Source organism: Arthrobacter sp. BI5, from assembly GCF_056680065.1.
In genome coordinates this window covers 725,703-751,817 of record NZ_CM155264.1, presented here as the reverse complement: position 1 = coordinate 751,817, position 26,115 = coordinate 725,703, and the positions used below count along the sequence as shown (strand labels likewise).

The window sequence follows — 26,115 nt, the reverse complement described above, 5'->3', positions numbered from 1 at the left end:
CGCTTACGGCTCGAACTTGTAGCCCAGCCCGCGGACGGTGATCAGGTACCGCGGTGCCGAGGGGTCAGGCTCGATCTTGCTGCGTAGCCGCTTCACGTGCACGTCCAGAGTCTTGGTGTCGCCCACGTAGTCGGAGCCCCAGACCCGGTCGATCAGCTGGCCGCGGGTCAGGACCCGACCGGAGTTGCGCAGCAGCATCTCGAGCAGCTCGAATTCCTTCAGCGGCAGCGAGACCTGCTCGCCCTTGACGCTGACCACATGCCGCTCAATGTCCATCCGGACCGGGCCGGCCTGGACGGTGCTGGAGACCAGCTCCTCCGGTTCGCCGTGGCGGCGCAGCACGGCTCGGACCCGGGCCACCAGCTCCCGCGAGGAGTAGGGCTTCGTGACGTAATCGTCGGCGCCGAGCTCAAGCCCCACGACCTTGTCGATTTCGGCGTCCTTGGCGGTCAGCATGATGACGGGGACGGAGGAGCGCTGGCGCAGCTGGCGGCACACCTCGGTCCCCGACTGTCCGGGCAGCTGCAGGTCCAGGAGGACCAGGTCGGCGCCGTTGCGGTCGAATTCGGTGATGGCGTCCAGGCCGTTGTCCACGACCTCCACCTCGAATCCTTCCTTGCCCAGCAGGTAGGACAGCGGGTCGCTGAACGACTCCTCGTCCTCGACAATAAGAATCCGGCTCAAGCGCTAGCTCCTTGCTCATGGACGCCGGCGGCGTCACGTCGTTCGTGTCGTGCGTTCTGCGGGGACCGGCGGGGCTCCGCGGCGGTCTCGTCCTGGCCCTCCATCTCGGGGAGGCGGATGGTGAAGGTGGAGCCCTGCCCCGGCTGGGACCAGAGCGTCACTTCGCCGCCGTGGTTGGCCATCACGTGCTTGACGATGCTCAGGCCCAGGCCGGTGCCGCCGGTGTGGCGGGAGCGGGCGGAGTCCACGCGGTAGAAGCGTTCAAAGACGCGTTCCTGGTCTTCGGGGCTGAGGCCCTCGCCCTGGTCCGTTACCGAGACGGCAACCAGTCCGTCGCGGGCGCGTACGCCGACGCCCACCCGGGTGTTCTCCGGCGAGTAGCGGATGGCGTTGTCGATCAGGTTGCGCAGCGCTGTGACCAGCAGGTCCTGGTCGCCGTAGACCATCGCGTCGGTCCGGCCGCCCACCACAATCTCGATGTTCTTGCTTTCGGCCGGGAGCTGGGACCGGTCCACTGCTTCGGCGACCACCGTGTTGATGTCCACGGGGTGGGCCTGCTGGGCCACGTTGGCGCCCTGCAGCCGGGAGAGTTCGATGATGTCCTGCACCAGCGCCGCCAGCCGGGTGGATTCCTTGTGCATGCGCTTGGCGAACCGGCGGACGGCTTCCTCGTCGTCGGGAGAGGCTTCAAGGGCTTCGGCCAGCAGCGAAATCGCGCCGACCGGGGTCTTGAGCTCGTGCGAGACGTTGGCGACGAAGTCGTTGCGGATCTCTTCGGTGCGGGTGATCTCGGTGCGGTCGTCGGCGAGCAGCAGGATATATTCCTCGCCGAGCATGGCAGCCCGGACCTGCACCACGATGGTCCCCTGGCCCAGCGGGCCGCGGGGCAGCTCGAGCTGCTTTTCAAGGATCACCCCGTCGCGCCGGACCTTGGCGGTCATTTCCAGCAGCTGCTGGTGCACCACGGTGTGCCCCCGGACCAGGCCGTAGGCGTACGCGGCCGGGCTGGCCCGCACCACGCCGTCGACCGCGTCGACGACGACGAACGCGCGCCCGACGACGGCGAGCACCTCGGCGGCGCCGTCGGGAAGGGCGGGGTCGCCGGTTTCGACGTCGCTGATTTTTCGCTGCTGCTCACTGATCCGGAAGGCGAGCACGCCGAATATGCCAAGCGACAGGCCGACCAGGCCCGCGATCACACCGATGAGCATTGGATCCACGGCTCCAGCTTATGCGGTGCGGCCCGCCGGAAATCGAAAACTTGTGCGATTGCACCGCTGGTTCAGCTAACGTTCACCTATTGAGGCGTAACAGTTCACCGGACGCTGGAAGGGTGGCAGGTTGAACGCCGCTACGGTGAAACGAAACGGCCGGGCATTGTGATGCCCGGAAAGGTTTCCGAGGAAAGGACGCACCCGTGCGCAAGGTTTTTCAGGAAGAGCTCGCCCAGGTCGGTGAGCAGCTCGTCGAAATTTCGAAGCTCGTCAGCGAGGCATTCGAAAAGGCCACCACAGCCTTCGAGGGCGCCGACGTGGACCTCGCCGAGGACGTCATCGCGGCCGACGCCCGGATCGATTTTCTGCAGAACAGCCTCGACGAGCGTGCCATTGACATCCTCGCCCTGCAGGGCCCGGTTGCCAGCGACCTGCGGATGATCGTGGGCTCGCTGCGGATGAGCGCCTCGCTGGAGCGGATGGGCGACCTTGCCCGGCACATCGCCCAGCTGGCCCGTCTCCGCTACCCGGCCAACGTGATCCCGCAGCAGCTGCAGGAGACCTTCAACAGCTTCGCCAAGTACGACTTGGAGATCGCGGAGAAGCTCACCGTGCTGCTGGAGACCCGCGACCTCGAGGTGGCCCGCGACATCCTCAAGGCCAACAGCGCCGTCAACGACCTGCACCTGAGTGTCTTCAAGGCGATTGCGCGGAGTGACTGGGCCGAATCCGCGGCCACCACCGTGGACGTCGCCCTCGCCAGCCGCTACTTCGAGCGTTTCGCGGACCACGGCGTTTCGGTTGCGCAGAAGGTGACCTACCTGGTCACCGGCGCGTGGCACCCGAACAGCATCGAGCACAGCTGACGGCCCTGCCGTCCCAACAGCAGCGGGTACGACGGCGGCCGGTCACCTTGGGGGTGGCCGGCCGCCGTCGTCGTATCCGCAGTGCGAAAGGCGTTACTTCTTGCCCTGGTTCGCCACGGCCTTGATGGACTCGGCGGCCGCCTCGGGGTCCAGGTACGTGCCGCCCGGGTTCAGCGGCTTGAAGTTCTCGTCCAGGTCGTAGACGAGCGGGATGCCGGTGGGGATGTTCAGGCCGGCGATGTCCTCGTCGCTGATGCCGTCAAGGTGCTTGACCAGCGCACGCAGCGAGTTGCCGTGGGCGGTTACCAGGACCGTCTTGCCGGCCTTAAGGTCTTCCTTGATGTCCGATTCCCAGTACGGCAGCAGCCGGACCAGGACGTCCTTGAGGCACTCGGTGCGCGGCATGGCGTCGCCGAGGTCCTTGTAGCGCGGATCCCCCACCTGGGAGAACTCGGAGTCGTCCGCGAGGGGCGGCGGCGGGGTGTCGTAGGAGCGGCGCCAGGTCATGAACTGTTCCTCGCCGTACTCGGCCAGGGTCTGGGCCTTGTCCTTGCCCTGCAGCGCGCCGTAGTGGCGTTCGTTGAGGCGCCAGTCGCGCTTGACGTCGATCCAGCCCCGGTCGGCCTTCTCCAGTGCGAGGTTCGCGGTGTTGATGGCCCGCTTCAGGCGCGAGGTGTAGAGGATGTCCGGGAGGACGTTGTTCTCCACCAGCAGTTCGCCGCCGCGTACCGCCTCGGCACGGCCCTGGTCGTTCAGGTCAACGTCCACCCAGCCGGTGAACAGGTTCTTGGCGTTCCATTCGCTGTGGCCGTGGCGCAGCAGAATCAGCTTGTAAGTCATGCTTTTCATCCTAGCCGAGCGGTCCCGGCCAGCGCCGAGCGTTACACGTACCGCACTCACAGCAAGGATAGGGTTGGCGTGTGGTGCAGAAGGCTGAGCGGGTGGTGTCCCCCCGGACCCGGGTCGGGACGCAGGGCAGGGCGCAGGGCGCGGCGGGCGGCGGATCCCGGGCCGGCAGGCCGGTGGGCAACGTGACCCGCGGCACCACCAACCCCAACCGGATGCGGCGGGTCGACCGCTGGCTCGCCGGGCCGCAGGCCTGGCGCCTGCGGAACGCCGCGGACCCGCTCGTCGTCGACCTCGGCTACGGCGCATCCCCGGCCACCGCCGTCGAACTTTTTGAGCGCCTCTCCGCCGTCCGGGCCGACGTGCGGGTGGTTGGCATTGAGATCGAGCCGGAGCGGGTCCGCCTGGCCAGGGCGCTGGAGCGTCCCGGGCTCAGTTTCCAGCTGGGCGGTTTCGAACTCCCGGTGCCGGGCCGGCCGGTGCTGGTGCGGGCTTTCAACGTGCTGCGGCAGTACGAGGAGGCGGACGTGCCGGCGATCTGGCGGCTGGTGCAGGACGGGCTGGCGCCCGGCGGGTTGTTCATTGACGGCACCTGCGACGAGATCGGACGCCGGGTCACCTGGGTGGCGCTCGACGACGTGCGGCCGCTGAGCCTGGGGCTGTCCATGCGCTTTGGCGGCTTCGAGCTGCCCTCGGAGATCGCCGAGCGGCTGCCCAAGGCGCTCATCCACCGGAATGTCCCGGGCGAGAAAATCCATACCTACCTGCAGGCGCTGGACAAGGCCTGGCTGGAGGCCGCGCCGCTGGCCTCGTTCGGCAACCGGCAGCGCTGGACCGCCATGTGCCGGGCACTGCGCGACGGCGGCTGGCCGGTGCAGGACGGCCCGGCCCGGTGGCGCCTGGGCGAACTCACCGTGGGCTGGGAAGCCGTGGCGCCGGATGGTCTAATGGGTGGGGATCACCAGGGGCCGTAAGGGCCCATGTTGCGGCTGCCGCCGCGGCCGGCGTCCTTGACCGCAGGGCGGACATCGGCGAGGTAGACGGATGCCGCGGTCACGGCCGCGAGGCCGAAGAGCCCCAGCGGGCCGAAGAACCCGCCGCCGCCGCCAACAATGGACAGCAGCCCGATGGCCAAGGCACCGCCGGTCAGGGCGAGCCAGAAAGTTTTGGTCCGCTTGGACACCGCTTCGAAGGCGTTGGCCTTGTGCCGCAGGCAGTCGAAGAACGCCCACACCTCAAGGCCCAGGGCCACGACCGCAAGGAGAAAGTAGATTCCTCGGTCGGCAAATTCAATCAGCGTTCTTCCGTCCATGCCCCCAGCCTAACCGTCCAGTGTCGCCAAAGCCTGCCGCAAATCGGCCCACAGGTCCTCGACGTTTTCGATTCCGACGCTTAGACGGACCAGGTTGTCCGGCACGCTCTCCGGCTCCGCCGTGTGCCGGCGCCGGCGCTCGATCAGGGACTCCACGCCGCCCAGCGACGTGGCCGGCAGCCACAGCTTCAGTTCCCGGATCATTCGATCGGCGGCGTCCGCGCCGCTCAAGCCGCCGCCGGGTCCGTCCACCGGCGCCATTTCGATACACAGCACGGAGCCGAAACCCTTCATCTGCGCCTTGGCCCGCTCGTGTCCGGGGTCCGTGGGCAGTCCCGGGTAGCGGATGCTGCCGACCCGCGGGTGGCCGCTCAGCCGTTCCGCGAGCGCCGCCGCGGAAGCCTGCGAGCGCTCAACCCGGAGCGCCAGGGTGCGCAGTCCCCGCAGCGCCAGCCAGGCTTCGAACGGGCCGGCGATGCCGCCGTGGATGGTGCGGTGGTGCAGCAGCCTGGCGTGGAGCTCGGCGTCGGACGTCACGAGGGCGCCCAGCACGACGTCGGAGTGGCCGGCAAGGTACTTGGTGACCGAATGCAGGACGACGTCGGAGCCCAGGCTGAGGGGCTGCTGCACGAGCGGGGTGGAAAAGGTGTTGTCGGTGACCACCAGCGCGCCGGCCGCGTGCGCCGCGGCGGTGAGCGCCCGGATGTCCGCGACGCCGAGCATGGGGTTGGTGGGGCTCTCCAGCCACAGCATGTTGGCCGGCTTGCCGCCGGCGGGAGCCATCTGCGCGAGCACGGCGTCGGTGTCTGCGATGTCCACGGTGCGCAGTTCCAGCGCACCGTTCTGCGCCAGTTCGGTTGCCATCACGAGCGACCCGGCATAGCTGTGGGACGGCATCACCAGCACCCCCTGCGCCGGAACCAGGGACAGCGCCGAACTCACCGCGGCCAGTCCCGAGGCGTACAACAGGCCGGGCAACTCGGCGCCTTCCAGTTGCGCCAGTGCCTGCTCGAACGGGTCCCAGGTGGGGTTGGAGTAGCGGCCGTAGCCGCGGTCGCCGGGGCCCAACGGGCCGGTGCCGAAATAGGTCGAGGACAGCACAATCGGCGGGTTGACCGGGGCGTCGCGTTCGCGCGGCGGACGGCCGGCGGCCACCACCACCGTTTCGGCGGAAAGCGAGGCTGCCTGTTCTTCGGAGAGACTCATGGTCACAGGGTACTTGGGGGCTGCGCCAAGCCCGTAAGGCGTTACGCGCAGGCCACCATGGTGTCGGTGATTGTCGGTAGGCTAGAGCAGTGACTACCCAGACCCCCGGACCGTTCCCCGGCCTGTTCATTGCCTTTGAGGGCGGCGACGGCGCGGGCAAGTCCACCCAGGCGGCGGAACTCGCAGCGGCGCTGGAGTCCAGGGGGCTGACGGTGCTGCGGACCCGGGAGCCGGGCGGCACGCCGATCGGCGAGAAACTGCGCTCCCTGGTGCTGGACCACGGCCACGGCCACATCGACGCCCGTACCGAGGCGCTGATCTTCGCGGCCTCCCGCGCCGCGCACGCCGACCAGGTCATCCGTCCCGCGCTGGAGCGGGGCGAGGTGGTCCTCACCGACCGGTATATCGACTCCTCGGTCGCCTATCAGGGCGCCGGCCGGGACCTCGGCACCGAGGCGGTGCGCCAGCTTAACGATTGGGCCACTTCCGGCCTGCAGCCGGACCTCACGGTGCTGCTCGACGTCGACCCTGCCGACGGCCGCCGACGCCGGACCGCCGGCGACGCTGCTGAGGACCGGCTGGAATCCGAGGCCGACGAATTCCATGCCCGGATCCGCGCCGCCTTCCTGGCGCTGGCAGCGGCCCGGCCGGAAAAGTACCTTGTCCTCGCGGCACACCTGCCGGTGCAGGAACTGGCCGCCCGGATCCTGGAACGGGTCCAGGCGTTGCTCTCACTCCGCCTAGGCAGCTCGGCATGAGTGTCTGGGACGACCTTCAGGGCCAGCCGGCCGTCGTCGCCCAACTGCGCCAGGCCGCGGAGGGTGAGGGGCTGACGCACGCCTGGCTGTTCACCGGGCCGCCGGGTTCGGGGCGCTCCAACGCCGCGAAGGCTTTCGCTGCGGCGTTGAACTGCGACCAGGAGGACGTGGCCCGGCGGGGTTGCGGCGAATGCGCGGCATGCCAGACGATCGTCGGCGAGACGCACTCCGACGTGACGTTCGTACGGACCGAGAAGGTCACCATCACCATCGACGAGGCCCGCGAACTGGTCTCGACCGCCGGCAACCGCCCCTCCTCCGCCCGCTGGCGCATCATCGTCGTCGAGGACGCGGACCGGATGGCGGAGCGGACTACCAATGTGCTGCTCAAGGCCATTGAGGAACCCACCCCGCGCACCATCTGGATGCTCTGCGCGCCGTCCCCTGCCGACGTGCTAGTGACCATCCGCTCCCGCTGCCGCCCGGTGGCCCTGCGGCTTCCGCCGGCGGCCGACGTCGCGGCGCTGCTGGTCAAGCGCGACGGCGTCGAACCGGAGGTTGCCGAGCGCGCGGCCCGCGCCGCACAAAGCCACGTGGGGATCGCACGCCGGCTGGCCCGGGACCCTGAGGCGCGGCAGCGCCGGCTGGAAACGGTCAGCTTCCCGCTGCACCTGCGCGGCATCACCGCGGCTGTCATGATGGCGGACAAACTCGTCAAGATCGCTACCGAGGAAGCCAACAGCTCCAATGATGAGCGCGACGCAGCCGAAAAGGCCGCGCTGCTCGCAACGCTCGGAGCACCCGAAAGCGGCCCCCTGCCGCCGGCCATGCGGGGGCAGGTCAAACAGTTGGAAGATGACCAGAAGCGCCGCGCCAAGCGCTCGGTCACCGACTCCCTTGACCGCACGCTGACCGACCTGCTGTCCTTTTACCGGGATGTGCTGATCATCCAGATGGGGAACGCCGTTGAACTTGTCAACGTTGAGCTGAGGAGCGAACTTCAGGAGTTTGCCGGACGCTCAACGGCAGAGCTGACACTTGCCCGGATGGATGCCATCAACAAGGCCCGCAAGCGGATCACCACCACCAACGTGGCCCCGCTGCTGGCCATCGAGTCCATGACCAGCAGCCTGATCTGACCCGGCAGCAACGCTCCGCCCCCTCGATCCGCCAGTTCCACATCCCAAGGAGAACCGCATGACGTCAGCACCACCATCCCCGGCAGGCAACCGAAGCAGGGTGCCCGGGGTACGGGCGGCCGGTGCTTTGTCGCTGGGCCTGGTGCTGGCCCTCGTGCTGTCATCCTGCACGCTCTTTGGTTCCGGTGACGGCGGCTCGAAGAGCGCGCCGGGCAAGGCCGACCCCTCCATCGCCGCCGCCGCCCCGGCCGAGCTGCGCAGCTTCTACTCCCAGCAGCTGAACTGGACGCGCTGCGAGGGGGACTTCCAGTGCGCCAAGGTCAAGGTCCCGCTGGACTACAACAAGCCCGACGGCGACTCGATCGAACTCGCCGCAATCAAGCTGGCCACGAAGGCCGGCAGCAAGAAGGGCAGCCTGCTGGTGAACCCCGGCGGCCCCGGCGGCTCCGGCTACGATTTCGTCCGGGACGCCGGCTCCACGAACATTTCCGAGAAGGTGCGCTCGAACTACGACGTGGTGGGCTTCGATCCGCGCGGTGTGAAGCGCTCCGCGCCGGTCACCTGCCTCACCGACCGGGAACGTGACGCCAACCGGGCCAAGATCTACCGGCTGGACACCGACGCCGGGCTGGCCGAGGCCTTCGCGGATAACAAGGCCATCGCCGCCAAATGTGCCGAGAAGACCGGGCCCGTCCTGGGCCACGTGGACACCGTCAGCGCCGCCAAGGACCTTGACATCCTCCGCGGCGTGCTGAACGACACCAAGCTGAACTACCTGGGCTACTCCTACGGAACCTTCCTGGGCTCCACCTACGCCTCGCTCTTCCCGGACAACGTGGGCCGGATGGTCCTGGACGGCGCGATGGACCCCTCCCTGAGCTATGAGGAGCTGACCAGCGGCCAGGCGAAGGCCTTCGAAAAGGCCATCCGCGCCTACGTGACGAACTGCCTCCAGGACAGCGGCTGCCCACTGAGCGGCGGCCCGGACAACGCCGTCCGGCAGATCCAGGACCTCATCGCGGCCGTGGAGGCGAGCCCCAAGGCCGCCAAGGACGGCCGGGTGGTCAACGCTTCCATGTTCGTCAGCGGCTTCATCCTGCCGTTCTACAACGATGACAACTGGCCGGTCCTGACCCAGGCGCTGGACAGTGCGATGCAGGGCGACCTGTCCCCGATGCTGCGGCTCTCCGACTTCGGCGCGGACCGTGAGCCCAACGGCACGTACTCGGCCAACTCGGCGTTCGCGTTCAACGCCATCAACTGCCTCGACTACCCGATGTCTTCCGACACCGCCGCGATGCGCGCCGAGGAGAAGCAGCTCCGCCAGCTCTCCCCCACCCTCGGGTACTACTTCGCCTACGGCGGCACCAGCTGTAAGGACTGGCCGTACAAGAGCGTCCGTACCCCGGCACCCGCCGAGTACAAGGGGTCGACCGACATCCTGGTGGTCGGGACCACGGGCGACCCCGCGACGCCGGTCGAGTGGGCCAGCTCCCTGCGCAAGCAGCTGGGAACCGCCTCGCTGCTGACCTGGAAGGGCGAGGGCCACACCGCCTACGGCCGCTCCAACAGCTGCATCGAAAACGCCGTGGACGGGTACCTCGTGGACGGCAAGACACCCGCCGACAACACGGTCTGCTGATCTTTGGACAGCCTCCGCGCCGCTCATTTTGACCCGGGCGCGGAAGCTCCATTACAGTTGTCTCTTGCATGATCCGCCCGGTTCGCCGGGGTTTCACGCGGTTGCTTCCTTAGCTCAGTCGGTAGAGCGTCTCACTCGTAATGAGAAGGTCATCAGTTCGATTCTGATAGGAAGCTCGAGAAAAGGCGACACCAAAGAACCCCCGGAATGAATGTTTTCCGGGGGTTCTTTGCTGCCCGCCGACCTGGGCCGGCGCGTCCACGGGTGCGGTCCGGGGGTACTTCGACACGGACACGCCGGGCACTGACGGCGCGTGGGCCGACGCAGGGTCCAAAGCAGCCCGGGACGGCTGCGGTGAGGCGCGCGGCGCCCGCCGGCCGGCCTTGTCAATGCCGGCTGCGTCCGCGACTCTTGGGACATGGACCGGCCCGAGCGCAAAGTGCCGAATTCCCCGGGGCCCGGCGCGTCGGCGCGGCGGGCAGGGCCGGACACCGCCGCTGCATCGTCAGCCTCCCGGCGGGGACGGGCACGCGGGCCATGGGGCACGGTGGTCGGCTTCGGTTTGGTCAGCCTGGCCACCGACGTCGTGTCCGACGGCGCCCGCCCGCTCGCCGGACCGCTGCTGGCCCAGCTTGGCGCTTCTGCGTTATTGGTTGGGCTCGTCACCGGCGGGGCGGAGGCCGCGGCGCAGGGCCTGCGCCTTGTCTTCGGGCCGTGGGCGGACCGGACGCGCAAGTACTGGACATTCACGGTGGCGGGGTATGCGCTGACGGCGTTCTGCGTGCCGCTGCTGGCTTTCGCCCCGGCCTCGGGCGCGGCGGGGCTGGTCCTGGCTTCGGCGCTGATCATCGGCGACCGCGTGGGCAAGGCGGTGCGGAGTCCGGCCAAGACTGTGCTGCTCGCCTCCGCGGCCAAGCAGGTGGGCCGCGGCCGGGGCTTTGCCGTGCATAAGTCGCTGGACCTCGCCGGGGCGCTTCTGGGACCCCTTATTGTGGCGGCTGTACTGGCGGCCACCGGCGTGATCTCGACGGCGTTTGCGGTCCTCGCCGTTCCGGCCGCGATGGCGCTGGCGCTGCTGCTCGGCCTGCGCCGCCGGGCAGCCGTCGCGGGCGCAGGCCCCGCGCCGGAGACGGTCCCCGGCACGGCCGGCAGGCCGCCGTCGTTGTTCTCCGGGGTCTTCCTGCTCTTTGCGGTGTGCGCCTTTTTCTGGAGCGCGGGACTGGTGGCTTTCGGGGTGATCTCCTACCACCTGACCACCGCAGTGACGGTTCCGGCGCCGGTGGTTCCGCTGCTTTACGCCGCGGCCATGGGCGCAGCGGCCCTTGGCGCGCTGGGGAGCGGCTTCCTCTACGACAGGCTGGGCCCGGGCGTGCTGCTGGCCCTGCCCGTGCTGATCGCGGCCATTCCGGTGCTGGGGTTCTCCACCGGCGTCGCTCTGGTGCTGGCCGGCGTGGCCATCTGGGGCGCCGCCACCGGCATCCAGGACTCCACGGTCAAGGCGCTGGTGGCCGACCTTGTCCCGGAGCCGCGGCAGGGATCGGCATACGGGGTCTTTGCAGCCTTCGAGGGAGCCGGTGCGCTGGCCGGCGGCGCGCTTTATGGCGCCCTCTACGGGGCCGCCCCCGCGCTGATCGCGGCGGTCGCCGCGCTGCAGGCCGTGGCCTTGGTGCTGCTGCTCATGACGGCGCGAAAGGCGCGGCGGGCCTGACGAACGGCGCCGCCGTGCTCGGGGCGCCGCCGTACGCGGGCAGTCCGCTCAGCGCGCCCAGACCGAGGCGGCGCCGGAGTGCCCCGTGATGACGCTCTGGTAGACGAAGAAGGCGCCGGCCAGTGCCCCGGCAACCAGGAGGACCATGCGCAGGACCCGGCTTTCGCGCAGGCTGCCGAGGAAGGCGAGGCGCCGGCCGATCGGTTCAAAGCTCACCACAATCATCGCCGCGACAATCACGAAGAAGATCACCGAGACCACTTTCAGCACATCACCCTGCTCCGCGTGCTCCCGGACCAGCTCCGTCGACGGACGGGCCTGCTGCAGCTGCTCCCCCGCCTGCGCGGTGACGAGTGCAACCGGGACCAGCCCCAGCGAGAGGACCCCCAGCGGCCAGGCCAGGTGCCGGCGCCAGCGCGGTGCCGCCGCATAGGCGATGGCCGCGAGGCCGGCGATGGGGCCCAGCACCACGACGGCGTGGACCAGCAGGATGTGGGCCGGAAGTCCGGCAATTTCAATCACGTGGGATCTCCTACGGGGGACGTGGGCCGCGCGCCCCGGCATGCAGCCTGAGCTTCTATGATTCTTGCATGGCAAAACCTGAGCTCGCGGACATTGCGGCGCAGCTCTACGCGATGCCGTTCGACGCCTTTGTCGCGGGCCGCAATGCCGCGGCCAAGGACATGCTCTCGGGCACGCCCGCGACGCCGGAGCTGCGCTCCCGCGCGGCCGAGGTACGCTCCCTGGCCAAGCCCTCCGTGGGCGCCTGGGCAGTCAACATGCTCGCCTGGCAGCGGCCGGAAATACTCCGCGACCTGGCCGAGCTGGGACTCGCCATGCGCCGGGCGCAGGCGGACCTCGACGCGGCGGCGCTCCGCAGCCTCTCCCGGGAGCGGCGGACCCTGTTGGCCGGCGCCGTTGACGCGGCCCGCGCCGTAGCGGAGCAGCAGGGGCGGAAGATTAGCGGCTCCATCGCGGCCGAAGTGGAACAGACCCTGCGCGCGGCGACGGCCGACGAGGGTGCCGCCGCGGCTGTCCGGAGCGGGCGGCTGCTCCGGGCGCTCTCCGCCGACGGCGTCGACGTCGTTGACCTCGACGGCGCCGTCGCCGTTCCGGAGGCCGCCGGGGCAATGCCGGCGGCCCCGGAGGCCTCCCGGCGGGCCAGCGCCCCGCCGGCTGCTGACCAGCCGCGGCTCCGGGCGGTCCGGCAGGAGCGGGCGGCACCCACACCGTCGGCGAGACAGCGCGCCCAGGCAGCCCTACAGGAGGCCGCCGACGATGCCCGTTCCAGCGCCGCGGAAGCCGAGCGCACGCGCGCGGAGCTGCAGGATGCGAACGAGGACGCGGCCGTGCTGGCCGAGGAGGCACGCAGGCTCAAGGAACAGCTGGAGCAGGCCGAGGCCGGGCTGCGGCAGGCCCGCAGGCGGGCGGAGTCGGCCGCCGCTGCCGCGCAGCAGGCCGCCCGCGCCGCGGACAAGGCCCGCCGCCGGGAGGACCTGGCCCGGGAACGCGTGCTGCGGCTGGGCAACACGCCGGGAGGATGACCGCTGACTGTCAGAGGCCGGTTGCAGACTTAATTCATGGAAAAGCAACAGGATTTTGCAGCAGCCCAGCAGACAGAAGAGCTGCACTGGGAAGTCACCTACCTGGACACCGACTGCGGGCGCGTCCGCACCGAAGCCTTCGACGACGCCACGGCCGCCGAGCGTTTTGCCAGCCGTCGCCTCCTCGACGAGGACGGCTGGGCGATCGTCGACTCCGTACGCCCACGCCGGGCCCGGGCCGCCGCCTAAGGCCGGAAGACGCCCGGGCCAGCCAGACGCCTGACCGGCCAGGCACCCCGCGCGGTCCGCCGTTTCCTGCCGGCGTGCCCGCGGGCTGTTGGGCGAGGGCCGGAGGGAGTAACTTTCGAGGTGGAGGCTCCTTCCCTGCCGGTGGCTGCTGTGGAGGAATTTGCCTCGGAATCCGGACGTGGAGGCCAGCATGAAATCGCAGTTGCGGGGCGGAGCGATCCTGGCGGCGGTCGCCATCGTCCTGGCGACCAACGGATGCGGGAAGCCCGCCGGGCCCCCGCCGGCGGACCAGCACTACGCTGACGACGCAACGGTCCTGACCCTGGCCACTGCCGGCGGACCGGACGGCCGTTCAGCGGCGCAGATCAAGGAATTCACCCGGCAGGTGCAGGAAATCTCCCGTGGCAGCTTGCGGATCGAACTCGTGCTGAAGGCGGCGGCCGACGAGGCCGGCGCGTGGGACCAGGCAGTCGCCCAATCCACCGAGGGCGGCGACTTCGACATGGCACTGATCCCCACTCGGACCTGGGAGTCGGAAGGCGTCCTGTCCTTTGCGGCCCTCTCGGCCCCGTTCCTCCGGCCCTCCGATCAGGTGGTCACCAAGCTCGTCGCGCCGGAGCTCGCGGGCGGCATGCTGGCGGGCCTGAAAGCGGTCGGGCTCACCGGGCTGGCCCTGCTGCCGGACGGTCCCCGGATGCTCTTTTCCTTTGATGGACCCGTGACAGCACCGGAACAGCTCGCCGGCAAAGTGGTCCGCGCCCCGCGCTCCAGCACGGGCTATGCAACCTTGAAGGCGCTGGGCGCCAGCCCTCAGTCCCTGGCGGGCGATCTCTTTACCGACGCCCTGGACAAAGGCACAGTCAAAGCCGCTGAGTCGTCATTCACCCGGGCCGGGACCTTCCCGCAGCCCAGTACCACCACCGGGAACCTGCCCCTGTATGTGAAGGTCAACTCGCTGGTGATCAACACCAATACCAACTCGCACCTGGCCGCGGACGACCGGCGGATCCTGTTGGAGGCCGCCGCCAAGACCCGGGACGCGGCGACGGGAGCCACGCGCCACACCGCCGACGACGCGGCCGCCTACTGCCAACAAGGCGGCACGATTGTGGAAGCAACTGCGGCGCAGATCGCAGCTTTCGAAGCCGCGGCAGCCCCGATCTACGCGCAGCTGGAAAAGGATGCCGGCACCCGGGCCCTCATCGCCAAGATTCGGGCCCTTAATGCCACCTCCGGCGATGCCTCCCCCATCGCCCCCTGCAGTCCTGCCGGCTGACGGTGCCAAGGTGCGGCTCCGGCGACACTGCACAAAAAAGAGCGGTCCAAGGCCACCATGAACTGCTCCCCGAAAGTTGAACTGAGAATTCAGTTCTGACTTTCGGGGAGCAGTTTTATGCATGGAAGAAGTTCGTTGTCCGAGGGGCAGCGCGAGGCCGCGGTAGCGTTGTTTGAGGCAGGCTGGGGAGACAGGGCTGTGGCGAACCGGCTCGGGGTTAGCAGAAAGCCGATCGGTCGTTTGCTTGACCGTTGGCGAGTGCGTGGAGGATCGACACTGGTGTATAAACCAACGAAGCGAGTGTTTACGTTCGAGTTCAAGCTCGATGTTGTTCGGCGGGATCTTGCCGGCGAGAACCGGGTGGCTCTCGCGAAGGAATTGGGGTTGTCTTCCCCGGTGCTGATTCGTAGGTGGACGCAGCTTTACCGGGAGCAGGGCGAAGACGGGCTTCGTCCGAGGGCCAAGGGCCGCCCGAAGGGAAGTCCGGGCACTGCCGGCAAGCCCGAATCAGAGCTCCAGCGCCTGCGCCGTGAGAACGAGCGCCTGCGCGCCGAGGTTGCCTTCCTGGGAAAAGTGCAGGCCTTGAGAAACGAGGAACGGCGGTAATCGTCCGCGCCGTTATCGCTCTCAAGGCTGACCACCGCCTCGAGCTGCTCCTGGACGTTGCCGGGTTGGCCCGGTCGACGTTCTTCTATCACCAGGCACGTCTGCAAGAACCTGATCCTCAGGAGCTCCTCAAGGCCGAGGTCACTGACATCTTCGAGAAGAACCATGGCCGATATGGGCACCGCCGCATCCACAGTGAGCTGCTCAAGCAAGGGTGGACGGTTGCGAAGAAGACCGTGTTGAAGGTGATGCGCGTCCTCGGGCTGGTCTGCAAAGTCCGGCGGAAGAAGCGCTACAACTCCTACAAAGGTGAACAGGGCAGGGTTGCCCCTAATCTCCTGAACCGCGAGTTTGACGCCACAGCCCCGAACCAGAAGTGGGTGACTGATGTGACCGAATTCAGCGTCGGTGACCAGAAGCTCTACCTTTCCCCGGTCATGGACCTCTTTGACCGGCAGATCATCTCCTACACCATTGGCACATCCCCCAACCTGGCGCTCACCAACACTTCTCTGCAGCAAGCCCTGACCTGTCTTCACCCTGGCCAGCAACCGCTGGTGCATTCGGATCAGGGATTCCAATACCAGCACATCTCCTGGCGTGGGCTCCTTGAGGGCGCTGGCGCCGTGCAGTCAATGTCCCGCAAGGCCAACTGCTACGACAACGCGGTAATGGAGAATTTCTTCGGCCATCTCAAGGAAGAACTCTTCCACCGGGTCCGGTTCCTCAGCACTGATGCACTGGCAACGGCCCTGCACGAGTACCTCCGCTGGTACAACAACGACCGAATCTCGACAAAGCTAAAGGGCCTGAGCCCGGTGCAATACCGAGCCCAGGCCCTCGCGGCTTAGGATCTTACTTGGCCAGTCCAACTTTCGGGGACCAGTTCACCAAGACCTTGGACCGCTCTTTTAGTTACCGACTGGACCGATTAGGCGAAGTCGGAGACCGCCGGGTCTGCACCGATGCGGCCGGCGCCCTCGGCGGAGCGGTCCAGGCCGTTGATCGCCTCGACATCGGTCTGGTCGAGGGTTACGTCCAGTGCCGCGTAGTTCTCGCGGATGCGTGATTCGGTCACCGACTTGGGGATCACAACGTTGCCGATCGCGAGGTGCCAGGCGATGACCACCTGCGCCGGGGTGGCATTGTGCTTGGCCGCGATCTGGGCGATGACCGGGCTTTCCAGCAGCTCGCCGCCCTGGCCCAGCGGCGACCAGGCCTCGGTGAGGATGCCATGGGAAGCGTTGAATTCACGCAGCTCCGCCTGGTTGAAGAAGGGGTGCAGCTCGATCTGGTGAATCGCCGGGACCACGCCGGTTTCGTCGATCAGGCGCTGCAGCCCTTCCTTGGTGAAGTTGGAGACGCCGATGGTCTTGACGCGCCCCTGCTTCTGCAGTTCGATGAGCGCCTTCCAGGTGTCCACGTACTTGTCCTGCTTCGGCTGCATCCAGTGGATGAGATAGAGGTCCAGGGTCTCGAGGCCGAGGCGTTCCATGGATTCCTCGAACGCCTTGAGCGTGGAGTCATAGCCCTGGTCCGCGTTCCACAGCTTGGTGGTGATGAAGATTTCCTCCGGCTTGAGCCCGGAACGGGCGATGGCGCGGCCCACGCCGGCTTCGTTTCCGTAGATCTTGGCGGTGTCGATGTGCCTGTAGCCGGCCTCGAACGCCTGGACGACGACCTTTTCGGCCACGTCGTCCTCAACCTGCCATACCCCGTAGCCGAGCTGCGGGATGGTTTTACCGTCGTTGAATGTCAGTTCAGGAGAAGAAGTCATCTTTTTATCCTGCCAAGTCACAACGGCTGATGCCAGTGTTTTGCCCCCGCTAAGCTAGGCGCTTAACCCGGAATATCCGGCCCGGGTGCCCGCCGTCAGGGTTCTGTGGGCGCCTCGGCGAGGCGGCGTTCGGCGTCGTCAATGTGTTCCACGACCGTCTCCGCGCGGCGCCGCACCGATGCGGCGCCCACCGGCACCGGCCCGACGGCGAGGCGGAGCATGGCCGCCGCTTCCGCCGTCATGGCCAGTGAGTTCCCCGCCGTCGACAGCGAGCGGTGCACGCCGGCCAACGCCCCGGGGATGTCGAGGCCGTCGCTGGGCGAGCGGCGCTGCGCTTCCATGCAAATCTGCCGGACCCGGACGGCAAGTTCGGAGAGCTCGTTGGCGATCTCGACCAGTTCCGCGTAGAGCGCCTCGTCCTCGACGCCTTCGAGCACCTGGTGGTACCGGTCCAGTCCCCGGACGAACCGGTCGTGGGCGCGCCGCCACAGGCCCTTCCCGAGTTCCGCGTCGTCCTTGCGTCCCTGCCGCGCGGCGCTGAAGAATCCCAATTGTGGCCTAGAGGTACTGGCCGGGACCGTGGTCCGGATCGGCCGGGCGGGCGGGTTGCGTCGGATCCGCGCCGGGCTGTGGCTCGGCGGCCCGCTGGGGTTCACCGTTTTCCCCGATGATGACGCCGGGCGCGATCATGGTGCCCGGGGGCAGCTGGCGGAGCTGGAGCTGCGCGGCCGCGTGCTCCCGGGCGGCATGCTGGGCAGCGATCGCCGTCTGGATCCCGTGGAAGAGGCCTTCGAGCCAGCCGACCAGCTGGGCCTGGGCGATGCGCAGTTCAGCGTCGGAGGGGGTGCCGTCCTCGGTAAACGGCAGGTGGATCCGTTCAAGCTCCCGGACCAGCTCGGGGGCCAGCCCGTCTTCGAGTTCCTTGATGGAGCGTTCATGGATTTCGGCCAGCCGAATCCGGGCCGCATCGTCCAGCGGGGCGGACTTCACTTCGTCCAGCAGTTGCTTGAGCATGGTGCCGATCCGCATGACCTTCGCCGGTTCGTCCACCAAGTCCTGCAGGTGGCTTGCGCGGCCGCGCGGGCCCGGCCCGGCTGAATCGGAAAGGCGCGGGGCCGGTGTGCCGGCAGCCGCGCCGGCAGCGGAGGCATCCTGCGCTGCCGCGGGCGTGGTGATGCCCTCCATCGGGTTGTCGTCGCCGGACTGAGTGTCGATCGGATCGCTCATGGCTTCATACTCTCACGCGCGGAGGCAGAGGGCCGAGGCACATGACGATCGGTTCCGGGTCCGGCGTCGTACCCGGAACCGGCGCCGAAAACGGGCGAAGGCGCCGCCGGGAACGGGTGTTCCCAGCGGCGCCTTCGGCAGGCAGAGGCCCACTTAGCAGCAGCGGCCCTGCGGGTTGCTGTCCTGGCGGTCCGTGTGGTCGCGCCAGAAGTCGCGCTCACACATCGGCGGACCGTCGTGGCCCGAGGCCTGGTGGTGCTCCAGGTACTTCTTGTAGGCATCGGCTCCGAGGACACCGCTGAAGTACTCGGCGAAGCCGCGGAATCCCGCTACGAGGGCATTCATGGCCGCAACCGTCAGTGCCGTGCGGAGTGTTCGAGCCGCTGGTCTGCCGGCAGCTTCTTCCACTCCGCGTCCAGTTCGCGCTCCGCCGCGGTCGGGAACAGCCCGGCCGGCGCGAAAACGCGGGACGGCTGCGCCGGATCCTCGTACTCAACGTTGGCAATGCCGGCCGAGGCGTTGCGGAAGGCCTTGGCGGTGGCGATCAGGGCCGTGACGATGACGATGATGCTCAGCACCACAAAGATGATCGAGAGCCAGCCCTGGATCATCGTGTTGCGGACCACGGCTTCCATGGCAGCCTGCGTCTTGGCCGTGCCGAAGGAGGTCTTCCCGTCGGCGAGTGCCTTGGCGAACGCTGCGTTGTTGGCGAAGTACCCGACGGCCGGTACCGGCGAGAAGATCTTGTAGAAGCTCGCGGTGATGGTGACGACGGCAGCGAAGGCCAGCGGCAGCGCCACGATCCAGAGGTACTTGAAGGTGCCGCGCTTGGCCACAATGGCCAGGACCACCGACAGGGCGATGGCTGCGAGCAGCTGGTTGGCGATGCCGAACAGCGGGAACAGCGTGTTGATGCCGCCCAGCGGGTCGGTGACGCCCATCAGCAGCACGGCACCCCATGCGGCGACCATCACCGCGGTGGCGAGCCAGGCCCCCGGCCGCCAGGAGTGGTCCTTGAACTTCGGGACGAAGTTGCCGATCGAGTCCTGCAGCATAAAACGCGCGACGCGGGTGCCGGCGTCGACCGCCGTCAGGATGAAGAGCGCTTCGAACATGATGGCGAAGTGGTACCAGAACGCCATCATGGCGGTGCCGCCGATGAACTGCTGCATGATGTGGGCCAGGCCGACGGCGAGGGTGGGGGCGCCGCCGGAGCGGGAGATGATGCTCTGCTCGCCGACGTCCTTGGCGGTCTGGGCGAGGACGTCGGGGGTCATGTTGACCCCGGCCAGGCCCAGGCTGTTGACCCACTGCGCAGCCGATTCGACCGTGCCGCCGGTCAGGGCGAGCGGCGCGTTCATGGCGAAGTAGATGCCGCGGTCGATCGAGATCGCTGCGACGAGCGCCATGATGGCGACGAAGGATTCCATCAGCATGCCGCCGTAACCGATGAGGCGGGTCTGGCGTTCCTTCTCGATGAGCTTCGGCGTCGTGCCGGAGGAGATCAGGGCGTGGAAGCCGGAGAGTGCGCCGCAGGCGATGGTCACGAAGAGGAACGGGAAGACGGCTCCGGCGAAGACCGGTCCGTTGTCGCGGGAGGCGAATTCGCTGAATGCGGGCACGTTGATCTCGGGCCGAACCACGATGATGGCCAGGGCCAGCATCACGATCACACCGATCTTCATGAAGGTGGAGAGGTAGTCGCGCGGTGCGAGCAGCAGCCACACGGGCAGGATGGCGGCGATGAAGCCGTAGATGATCAGGCCCCAGGCGATGGTGACCTTGTCCAGGTGGAAGAATGCGGCACCCCACTCGGTGCCGGCCACGGCGCCGCCGCCGATGATGGCGGCCATCAGCAGCACGAAGCCGATGAGGGAGACTTCCATGACCTTGCCGGGGCGGAGGTAGCGCAGGTAGACGCCCATGAACAGGGCGATCGGGATGGTCATGCCCACGGAGAAGACACCCCAGGGGCTTTCGCCGAGGGCGTTGACGACGACGAGCGCCAGGATGGCGACGATGATCACCATGATGAGCAGCGTGGCGATGAGGGCGGCGGTGCCGCCGATCACGCCGAGTTCCTCACGGGCCATCTGGCCGAGCGAGCGGCCGCCGCGGCGCATTGAGAAGAAGAGGACCAGGTAGTCCTGGACGGCGCCGGCAAGGACGACGCCGATGATGATCCAGATGGTGCCGGGCAGGTAGCCCATCTGGGCCGCGATGACCGGGCCGACGAGAGGCCCGGCGCCGGCGATTGCGGCGAAGTGGTGGCCGAAAAGCACGTTGCGGTCGGTGCGGACGTAGTCCTTGCCGTCTGCCTTGTATTCGGCGGGGGTGGCGCGGCGGTCGTTCGGCTTGGTGATGTACCGCTCGATGACCTTGGAATAGAAGCGGTAACCGATCAGGTAGGTGCAAACAGAGGCGAACACAAACCAGATTGCGTTGACCGTCTCGCCGCGGACGATCGCGAGCATGAACCAGGCGACGCCGCCCAGCAGTGCGATGGCCACCCAGAGGGCGATTTTCGCGGGTGTCCACTTGCGCTCTTCAGCTTCGCGGACGGACTCGTCGACGGCCGTGGGCGGAAGGCCCGGTACCGGTGTGATGCCGTCGTCGATTTGTGCGGTGTTTGGTCCGCCGTCTGGCATTGTGCCCATGTCTCCTCCTTGAGAAACCCCGGGTGACAGATCAGCAGTCGGATCTGCCCCATGGCACCTTATCAACGCGGCTTCCCGATGGATACGGCCGCGGGCCCGCCGCGCCGGGCCGCTCGCCGAGCGGTGCGGAGTCCGCGGTGAACGGCATCACACCGAGCCGTTGTCAGGCCGGGCCCGTTGTCAGGCCGGGCCGGTTGTCAGGCCGGGCCGGCCAGCTGCATCAGGCGCGCCTCGCAGAGGTCCAGCCACCGGACTTCAGCCTCGGTCTGGAAAATGAGCGAGTCCAGGACCAACAGCCTGGCCGTGTCCTCCGGGCGCGGGTGCACAACTGCCTCGCGCCGGGCTTTGGTGTACTCCTGCAGCGCCCGGATTGAGACGGCGCGCTGCGCCTGGATGAGGGCGCCGACGTCGACGGCGGGCAGCGTGAGAGCGAGAGCGAGCTTGATGGCGAGTTCGTTGCGCGGCGGGTTGGTGCGGCCGACGGGGGCGCGGAACCAGTCCCGGACCTCGTCCAGCCCCGCCGGGGTGATGCTGTAGATGACATGGCCTTCGCCGTCGGCGCCGTCCTTTTGGACCAGGCCGTCGCGTTCAAGGCGGTCGAGGGTGGTGTAAACCTGCCCGATGTTCAGCGGCCAGGACGCGCCGGTGCGGTCCTCGAACTCGGTCCTGAGCTGGTACCCGTAGCGGGGCCGCTCCTGCAGCAGCGCGAGGAGGCTGTGACGGATAGACATGGTGCCCCCGAGGCTAGCAGGACGACGGTATACACGCGCCCCAAGACGCGTGTATACCGCGTATGGAATTACATTATCGTTATTTGCCGCAGGCAGCGACCCGGCATATGCCACTTCGCGCATGCTTTGCGTCACGTCGGTCTAGGTGACGAGCAGGACCTTGCCGACGTGCTCGCCGGAATCGAAGTAGCGGTGCGCCGCCTGGACCTGGTCAAGCGGGAACGTCTTGGCCACCAGAGGCCGGATCCGCCCGTCGGCCACCAGTGGCCAGACGGCGTCGCGGACCGCGTTCATGATGACCGTCTTTTCCTCCACCGGCCGGGGCCGGAGCGAGGTGGCGATGATGGCAGCGCGCTTCCGGAGCAGCATATTGAGGTCAAGTTCAGCCTTGGTGCCGCCCTGCAAGCCGATGACGACGAGCCGTCCGTAGTCGGCCAGGGCGTCCACGTTCTGCCCGAGATACTTGGCGCCGACAACGTCGAGGATGACATCCGCCCCCTTGCCGCCGTTCTGGGCGCGCAGGCTCTCCGGGAAGCTCTCCTCCGCGTAGTTGATCGCGATGTCCGCGCCCAGGAACGCTTTCGCGGTGCCGACCTTCTCCGCGGTGCCCGCTGTGGTGGCCACGTGCGCGCCGAGGGCCTTGGCCAGCTGGATTGCCATGGTGCCGATACCGCCCGTGGCCCCATGGATCAGCACGGTCTCCCCCGCCTGCAACTGGGCCGTCATCACCAGGTTGGAGTAGACGGTCGCCGCGACCTCCGGCAACGAGGCGGCAGTCACGAGGTCCACGCCGTCGGGAATCCTCAGCACCTGACCGGCGGGCACCGCCACTTTTTCGGCGTAACCGCCACCGGCTAGCAGGGCGACAACCTTGTCCCCCACGGAGAACGGCTTGGTGACACCGGGGCCGAACCCGGCGATCCGTCCGGAAACTTCCAGGCCGGGAATGTCGGAGGCGCCCGGCGGCGGCGGGTAGAACCCCTTGCGCTGCTGGACGTCCGCCCGGTTGAGGCCGGCGGCGACGACGTCGATCAGCACCTCGCCCGGGCCCGGAACGGGCGCGGGGACCTCACGAAGCTCCAGGACCTCCGGACCACCGGGCGCGGAGATGTAGACAGCCTTCATGAAGTACTCCCAATTCCTAACTAATTGCGTGCAGGCAGGGCGCCCGCAGCACAGGGTGCGGGCAGCGCCTGCTTCCAGAGTATGTGGCCAACCCGGCGCCGCAAGCGAGCGCCGCCGCTTTTTTGTGGCTACTGACCGGCTATGAAACACTACTCGTTAGGGAAGGTTGTCCGAGCGGCCGATGGAGCTGGTCTTGAAAACCAGTGTGCGGTAACCCCGTACCAAGAGTTCGAATCTCTTACCTTCCGCGGGTGCGCAACGATTGCGCGGATTTGAGGCCGGTGGCGGCGATCGAAAGATTGCCGCCACCGGCCTCACCTGTTCCGTCGGCGGCTAATGGCCGCGGCAAAGGTCGCGGTGGTCGCCAGGACCCGGGAGAGACCGCAGCGAGTGCAGGTCACAGCCAGAGCCAGTGTTTCGTCGCGGGCATCAAGGACCGCGGCGGAACCTGCGAGGAGGTGCCGGTCACTGTGGCAGTCGGCGCACCAGGGCCGGCGGCCGCGGGGCTGGTGGGCGCTAACCGGCCGGTAGGTGCCCGAACTTGCAGCCATCCGCCTCACACCAGTCCGGGGAAGCTGGAGAGAATGTAGTCCGCCGCGGCGGGGCCCTTCATGCGCAGCGGAGTGCGCCCGGGACGGATCCTTTTCTCCTTCATGGCTGCCCAGAAGGCATCCTCGGGCCGGGGCACGCTCCGGGACAGGAAACACCAGCTGGTATAGACGCCGTAAAGGCAGTCCCGTCCTAGAACGGACCCGGATGCGGCGTCAGTGGTGGTGGCTTCTTGAAGGAACTGGTCGTATTGCGAATCTGCCATGATGGCTCGTTTCCGCTGGGTGCGTGTTAATGCCGCCGAGGGCTACAGCAGCAGCTACTTGAACGCCACGCACGGGCCGCCAAGCGGTTTGGGATCCCGCAGGGCGGGATCCGGAACTTCTCTACACTGTAGACAATAGGCGTAGACTTCATTGTAGGCAAGCTTGCTGACTCACCTCCGGGGACGGCCCCCTAAATCGGGCCGGCCCCGCACAACAGGATCGGAAACCCATGTCCCCCGCAGAGAAGCTGGCGCCCTCCCCGGCCTCCGGCCCGAAGACGCGACTCAGCCGGGAACTGGTGCTGTGCACGGCATTGACGCTGGTTGATTCCGAAGGCCTGGAGGCGCTCACCATGCGCCGGCTCGGCCAGGAACTCGGCCGGGACCCGATGAGCCTGTACCGCTACGCCGAAAACCGCGCCGCCCTGCTGGACGGCGTCTCCGAGCTCGTCCTGAACGAGTTGGCCATCTTCCCCGATGACCCGGACTGGCAGGCGCAACTGCGGCGCATCGCCCACGATCTCCGTGACCTCGCGCTCCGGCACCCCAATGTCGTTCCCCTGCTGGTGACCCGCCCCCTGTCGACACCGCTGGGCCTCCGACCGCTGGGCACCCTGCGTCCGCTGGAACAGATCCTCTCGCTGTTGATCGACGCCGGCTTCGCCCCGTCCGACGCGCTGCACGTTTACCGCGCCTACTACGGCTACTTGTACGGCCACATCCTCAACGAGCTGCAGGAATTCATAGTGGATCCGGAGGAGAACGAAGCACTCTTGCGCCTGGGCCTGCACCGGCTGCCGCCAAAGGACTTCCCCCGCCTCCGGGCCCTCGCGCCGGTCCTCGCCGACTACGACGGTAAAGCCGAACTGGACGAGGGCATCACCATCCTGCTCACGGGCCTCGCCGCCCGGCTCTCGCCGAAGGCCTGACCACCCGCGAAAGGTGCCACCCATGTTTCTACTCTTTGGCCTCAAGACCGTTCTACACGAGTTGCCCGGCCGGCCGGCCACCTGCCAGCGCTGCCGCCAGTTCGTGCAGCACCGCCTGCAGCAACGCGCGACCAAGTTCACGCTGTTCTTCATCCCCGTCTTCACCACGTCCAGGAGCTACCGGATCACCTGTTCGAACTGCGGCCAGACATCTGCGATCAAACCGCGCCAGGCAAAATCCTTGGCCTGGTAACTCCGGCTGGTGGCTTTAAAGGGGGCCCCTCCCGGTTCACCGCCGGCAGTGCCAAGATGGGGTATCCCTGCAGTTCCCGGGACCCATCGATGAAGCGGAGGTCTCATGGCCGGCAACGGGGTATTCAGGATCGTAGTCGGGGTCGATGGCTCGCCGCAGTCCCAAGCCGCCCTGGACTGGGCGGTTGACGAAGCCAAATTACGCGGCGGCCAGGTGCTGGCCCTGGCGGCCTGGAGCTTCCCCTACGTCAGCGACGCCCTTGGCCAGGCCTGGGATTACGGGATCTTCGAGTCGGACGCCCGGATAGTCCTCGAGGCGGAGCTGGCACGCGTCGGCAACCAGGGCGTGGAGATCACCGGACGCCTGGTGCAAGGCAACGCCGCCGCGGCGCTCGTGGACGCCTCACGGGAAGCCGAGCTGATTGCCGTGGGCTCGCGCGGCCACGGTGGATTCGCGGGCATGCTGCTTGGCTCCGTGTCGACCCAGACCGTCCACCATGCCCACTGCCCGGTGCTGGTCTTCCGCGAGCGCGCCGCGGAGCCGGGCCAGCCTTCGTAGGCTGAGCGGACCCCCTGACTATCCCTTCGTCGTCGGCGCTAAACTGGCGGTATGACCCCGCAGGAGCTGGCAAACCTGGCCCACCTGCGCCGGGCGCGGGACCTGATCGACCGCAACTACGCCCGGCCGCTGGACGTGCCCACCATGGCCGCTGGCGCCCTCATGTCCCCGGCGCACTTTTCCCGGCTGTTCAAGGCGGCCTACGGCGAAACACCCTACAACTACCTCATGACCCGGCGGATCGAGCGTGCCATGGCGCTGCTGCGGGCCGGTGCCAGCGTGACCAACGCCTGCATGGACGTCGGCTGTACGTCCCTGGGCTCGTTCAGTTCCCGGTTCACCGAGATCGTCGGCATGCCGCCCAGCGCATACCGGGCCAGGGAGCACCACGCGGTCAAGGCGATGCCGCCGTGCGTGGCACGGCAGCACACGCGGCCTCCGCGAAGGCCGAGCAGGATTGAAGAAGCATCATTTCCGCCGCTCCCCTAGCGTGTGAGTCATGAACATTTCATTGCAGTACGCACAAATCACCGTCAACGACGTCGACGAGTCGCTCGCCTTTTACCGCGATGCGCTTGGCCTGGAGGTGCGCAACGACGTCGGCTCGGACGGCCACCGCTGGGTCACCCTGGGCAGCACTGCCCAGCCCGATCTGGAGATCGTGCTTTCTCCCCCGCACGCCGGCCGTTCCCAGGACGACGGCGACGCACTCCAGCAGTTGCTCACCAAGGGGGTGCTGCCCGTGATCGTGTTCCGCACGGATGACCTCGATGCCACGTTCGAAGCTGTCCGCGCAGCCGGGGCGGAGGTGCTCCAGGAACCCATCGTGCAGCCGTGGGGGCCGCGGGACTGCGCCTTCCGCGACCCCTCCGGCAACATGGTCCGCTTCAACCAGGCCTGAGCGCAGGCGCAGCCGGGGCGTCCCGGGGGCGCACCATTGAAACTGTCTGCCTCCGGGAATAGTCTCTCCTTGCCCGGCCCATCCACCAGCAAG

The 26,115-nt window shown here is 67.9% G+C and carries 30 protein-coding genes and 2 tRNA genes; 18 read left to right on the top strand and 14 right to left on the bottom strand.

Features of this window, described 5'->3' with window-relative positions:
* Positions 1–3 precede the first annotated feature (3 nt).
* Positions 4–684, bottom strand: a complete 681-nt coding sequence (locus AC1MED_RS03590; RefSeq protein WP_346960842.1) for a response regulator transcription factor — start codon at positions 682–684, stop codon at positions 4–6.
* On the bottom strand, positions 681–1,895 hold the full coding sequence (locus tag AC1MED_RS03585; RefSeq protein ID WP_479786537.1) for a sensor histidine kinase: 1,215 nt from the start codon (positions 1,893–1,895) through the stop codon (positions 681–683). The genes AC1MED_RS03590 and AC1MED_RS03585 overlap by 4 nt, the downstream gene beginning before the upstream one ends.
* A 206-nt stretch (positions 1,896–2,101) precedes the next feature.
* Between AC1MED_RS03585 and phoU the strand changes: the two genes are divergently transcribed.
* Positions 2,102–2,764 (top strand): phosphate signaling complex protein PhoU, encoded by a 663-nt coding sequence (gene phoU, locus AC1MED_RS03580; protein ID WP_346960841.1) that lies wholly within the window; start codon positions 2,102–2,104, stop codon positions 2,762–2,764.
* A 93-nt stretch (positions 2,765–2,857) separates the two neighbouring features.
* On the opposite strand, the gene AC1MED_RS03575 is transcribed toward phoU, so the two are convergent.
* Positions 2,858–3,604, bottom strand: a complete 747-nt coding sequence (locus AC1MED_RS03575; protein ID WP_346960840.1) for a phosphoglyceromutase — start codon at positions 3,602–3,604, stop codon at positions 2,858–2,860.
* Positions 3,605–3,684: 80 nt separating this feature from the next.
* On the opposite strand from AC1MED_RS03575, the gene AC1MED_RS03570 reads away from it, so the two are divergent.
* Positions 3,685–4,584, top strand: a complete 900-nt coding sequence (locus AC1MED_RS03570) for a class I SAM-dependent methyltransferase (protein WP_479785462.1) — start codon at positions 3,685–3,687, stop codon at positions 4,582–4,584.
* Here AC1MED_RS03570 and AC1MED_RS03565 read toward each other — a convergent pair.
* Positions 4,569–4,922 carry a DUF2516 family protein gene (locus AC1MED_RS03565; protein WP_479778672.1) on the bottom strand — a complete coding sequence of 118 codons (354 nt, stop codon included), beginning with the start codon at positions 4,920–4,922 and terminating at the stop codon, positions 4,569–4,571. The genes AC1MED_RS03570 and AC1MED_RS03565 overlap by 16 nt on opposite strands.
* Before the next feature lie 9 nt (positions 4,923–4,931).
* Entirely contained in the window at positions 4,932–6,128 is a 1,197-nt protein-coding gene (locus AC1MED_RS03560) for a trans-sulfuration enzyme family protein (protein WP_479785461.1), read from the bottom strand.
* An 89-nt stretch (positions 6,129–6,217) separates the two neighbouring features.
* Between AC1MED_RS03560 and tmk the strand changes: the two genes are divergently transcribed.
* The 5 genes from tmk to AC1MED_RS03535 all read left to right on the top strand — a co-directional run bounded on the left by tmk (position 6,218) and on the right by AC1MED_RS03535 (position 11,375).
* Positions 6,218–6,886 carry a dTMP kinase gene (gene tmk, locus AC1MED_RS03555; RefSeq protein WP_479785460.1) on the top strand — a complete coding sequence of 223 codons (669 nt, stop codon included), beginning with the start codon at positions 6,218–6,220 and terminating at the stop codon, positions 6,884–6,886.
* Entirely contained in the window at positions 6,883–8,025 is a 1,143-nt protein-coding gene (locus tag AC1MED_RS03550) for a DNA polymerase III subunit delta' (protein WP_346960836.1), read from the top strand. The genes tmk and AC1MED_RS03550 overlap by 4 nt, the downstream gene beginning before the upstream one ends.
* 58 nt (positions 8,026–8,083) lie before the next feature.
* Complete coding sequence (locus AC1MED_RS03545) at positions 8,084–9,667, top strand: alpha/beta hydrolase (RefSeq protein ID WP_479785458.1); 1,584 nt, start codon at positions 8,084–8,086, stop codon at positions 9,665–9,667.
* 103 nt (positions 9,668–9,770) lie between these two features.
* Positions 9,771–9,843, top strand: a tRNA-Thr gene (locus AC1MED_RS03540).
* A gap of 242 nt (positions 9,844–10,085) precedes the next feature.
* Positions 10,086–11,375 (top strand): MFS transporter, encoded by a 1,290-nt coding sequence (locus AC1MED_RS03535; RefSeq protein WP_479785457.1) that lies wholly within the window; start codon positions 10,086–10,088, stop codon positions 11,373–11,375.
* 48 nt (positions 11,376–11,423) lie between these two features.
* Here the strand turns inward: AC1MED_RS03535 and AC1MED_RS03530 are convergent, their stop codons facing one another.
* Positions 11,424–11,897: a DUF2231 domain-containing protein gene (locus tag AC1MED_RS03530; RefSeq protein WP_479785455.1), complete on the bottom strand. Its 474-nt coding sequence runs from the start codon at positions 11,895–11,897 to the stop codon at positions 11,424–11,426.
* Positions 11,898–11,965: 68 nt separating this feature from the next.
* Between AC1MED_RS03530 and AC1MED_RS03525 the strand changes: the two genes are divergently transcribed.
* The 5 genes from AC1MED_RS03525 (at position 11,966) to AC1MED_RS03505 (ending at position 15,901) form a co-directional block, all read left to right on the top strand.
* On the top strand, positions 11,966–12,919 hold the full coding sequence (locus tag AC1MED_RS03525) for a hypothetical protein (RefSeq protein WP_479785454.1): 954 nt from the start codon (positions 11,966–11,968) through the stop codon (positions 12,917–12,919).
* A gap of 36 nt (positions 12,920–12,955) precedes the next feature.
* Positions 12,956–13,168, top strand: coding sequence for a hypothetical protein (locus tag AC1MED_RS03520; protein WP_346960831.1), 213 nt, complete (start codon positions 12,956–12,958; stop codon positions 13,166–13,168).
* A 190-nt stretch (positions 13,169–13,358) separates the two neighbouring features.
* Entirely contained in the window at positions 13,359–14,444 is a 1,086-nt protein-coding gene (locus AC1MED_RS03515) for a TRAP transporter substrate-binding protein (protein ID WP_346960830.1), read from the top strand.
* 279 nt (positions 14,445–14,723) lie between these two features.
* On the top strand, positions 14,724–15,050 hold the full coding sequence (locus tag AC1MED_RS03510; protein WP_479783105.1) for a helix-turn-helix domain-containing protein: 327 nt from the start codon (positions 14,724–14,726) through the stop codon (positions 15,048–15,050).
* Positions 15,050–15,901, top strand: coding sequence for an IS3 family transposase (locus AC1MED_RS03505; protein WP_479786536.1), 852 nt, complete (start codon positions 15,050–15,052; stop codon positions 15,899–15,901). Before AC1MED_RS03510 ends, AC1MED_RS03505 begins: the two co-directional genes overlap by 1 nt.
* 80 nt (positions 15,902–15,981) lie before the next feature.
* On the opposite strand, the gene AC1MED_RS03500 is transcribed toward AC1MED_RS03505, so the two are convergent.
* From AC1MED_RS03500 to AC1MED_RS03470, 7 genes are all read right to left on the bottom strand, one after another.
* Positions 15,982–16,827, bottom strand: a complete 846-nt coding sequence (locus tag AC1MED_RS03500) for an aldo/keto reductase (RefSeq protein WP_479785452.1) — start codon at positions 16,825–16,827, stop codon at positions 15,982–15,984.
* Between the two features lie 95 nt (positions 16,828–16,922).
* Positions 16,923–17,378 (bottom strand): hypothetical protein, encoded by a 456-nt coding sequence (locus AC1MED_RS03495; RefSeq protein ID WP_346960396.1) that lies wholly within the window; start codon positions 17,376–17,378, stop codon positions 16,923–16,925.
* Positions 17,379–17,385: 7 nt separating this feature from the next.
* Positions 17,386–18,054 carry a bacterial proteasome activator family protein gene (locus AC1MED_RS03490; RefSeq protein ID WP_479785451.1) on the bottom strand — a complete coding sequence of 223 codons (669 nt, stop codon included), beginning with the start codon at positions 18,052–18,054 and terminating at the stop codon, positions 17,386–17,388.
* A gap of 153 nt (positions 18,055–18,207) precedes the next feature.
* Positions 18,208–18,399 carry a YbdD/YjiX family protein gene (locus AC1MED_RS03485; protein ID WP_346960398.1) on the bottom strand — a complete coding sequence of 64 codons (192 nt, stop codon included), beginning with the start codon at positions 18,397–18,399 and terminating at the stop codon, positions 18,208–18,210.
* Between the two features lie 11 nt (positions 18,400–18,410).
* Positions 18,411–20,702 carry a carbon starvation CstA family protein gene (locus tag AC1MED_RS03480; RefSeq protein WP_479786535.1) on the bottom strand — a complete coding sequence of 764 codons (2,292 nt, stop codon included), beginning with the start codon at positions 20,700–20,702 and terminating at the stop codon, positions 18,411–18,413.
* A 206-nt stretch (positions 20,703–20,908) separates the two neighbouring features.
* The gene (locus tag AC1MED_RS03475; protein WP_479785450.1) at positions 20,909–21,442 is read right to left on the bottom strand and encodes a PadR family transcriptional regulator; all 534 of its coding nucleotides are present in this window, start codon (positions 21,440–21,442) and stop codon (positions 20,909–20,911) included.
* Positions 21,443–21,583: 141 nt separating this feature from the next.
* Entirely contained in the window at positions 21,584–22,567 is a 984-nt protein-coding gene (locus AC1MED_RS03470; protein WP_346960400.1) for an NAD(P)H-quinone oxidoreductase, read from the bottom strand.
* 160 nt (positions 22,568–22,727) lie between these two features.
* Between AC1MED_RS03470 and AC1MED_RS03465 the strand changes: the two genes are divergently transcribed.
* Positions 22,728–22,815 (top strand) — tRNA-Ser (locus tag AC1MED_RS03465).
* A gap of 308 nt (positions 22,816–23,123) precedes the next feature.
* Here the strand turns inward: AC1MED_RS03465 and AC1MED_RS03460 are convergent.
* Positions 23,124–23,381, bottom strand: coding sequence for a hypothetical protein (locus AC1MED_RS03460; protein ID WP_346960401.1), 258 nt, complete (start codon positions 23,379–23,381; stop codon positions 23,124–23,126).
* Positions 23,382–23,611: 230 nt separating this feature from the next.
* Between AC1MED_RS03460 and AC1MED_RS03455 the strand changes: the two genes are divergently transcribed.
* The 5 genes from AC1MED_RS03455 (at position 23,612) to AC1MED_RS03435 (ending at position 26,022) form a co-directional block, all read left to right on the top strand.
* Positions 23,612–24,310: a TetR/AcrR family transcriptional regulator C-terminal domain-containing protein gene (locus AC1MED_RS03455; protein WP_479785449.1), complete on the top strand. Its 699-nt coding sequence runs from the start codon at positions 23,612–23,614 to the stop codon at positions 24,308–24,310.
* 22 nt (positions 24,311–24,332) lie between these two features.
* Positions 24,333–24,563 (top strand): zinc-ribbon domain-containing protein, encoded by a 231-nt coding sequence (locus AC1MED_RS03450; protein ID WP_479785447.1) that lies wholly within the window; start codon positions 24,333–24,335, stop codon positions 24,561–24,563.
* 105 nt (positions 24,564–24,668) lie between these two features.
* Complete coding sequence (locus AC1MED_RS03445; RefSeq protein ID WP_479785445.1) at positions 24,669–25,121, top strand: universal stress protein; 453 nt, start codon at positions 24,669–24,671, stop codon at positions 25,119–25,121.
* A 51-nt stretch (positions 25,122–25,172) separates the two neighbouring features.
* A complete protein-coding gene (locus AC1MED_RS03440) occupies positions 25,173–25,610 on the top strand; it encodes a helix-turn-helix transcriptional regulator (RefSeq protein ID WP_346960405.1) in 438 nt (145 codons plus the stop codon).
* 10 nt (positions 25,611–25,620) lie between these two features.
* On the top strand, positions 25,621–26,022 hold the full coding sequence (locus AC1MED_RS03435) for a VOC family protein (RefSeq protein WP_346960406.1): 402 nt from the start codon (positions 25,621–25,623) through the stop codon (positions 26,020–26,022).
* Positions 26,023–26,115 lie beyond the last annotated feature (93 nt).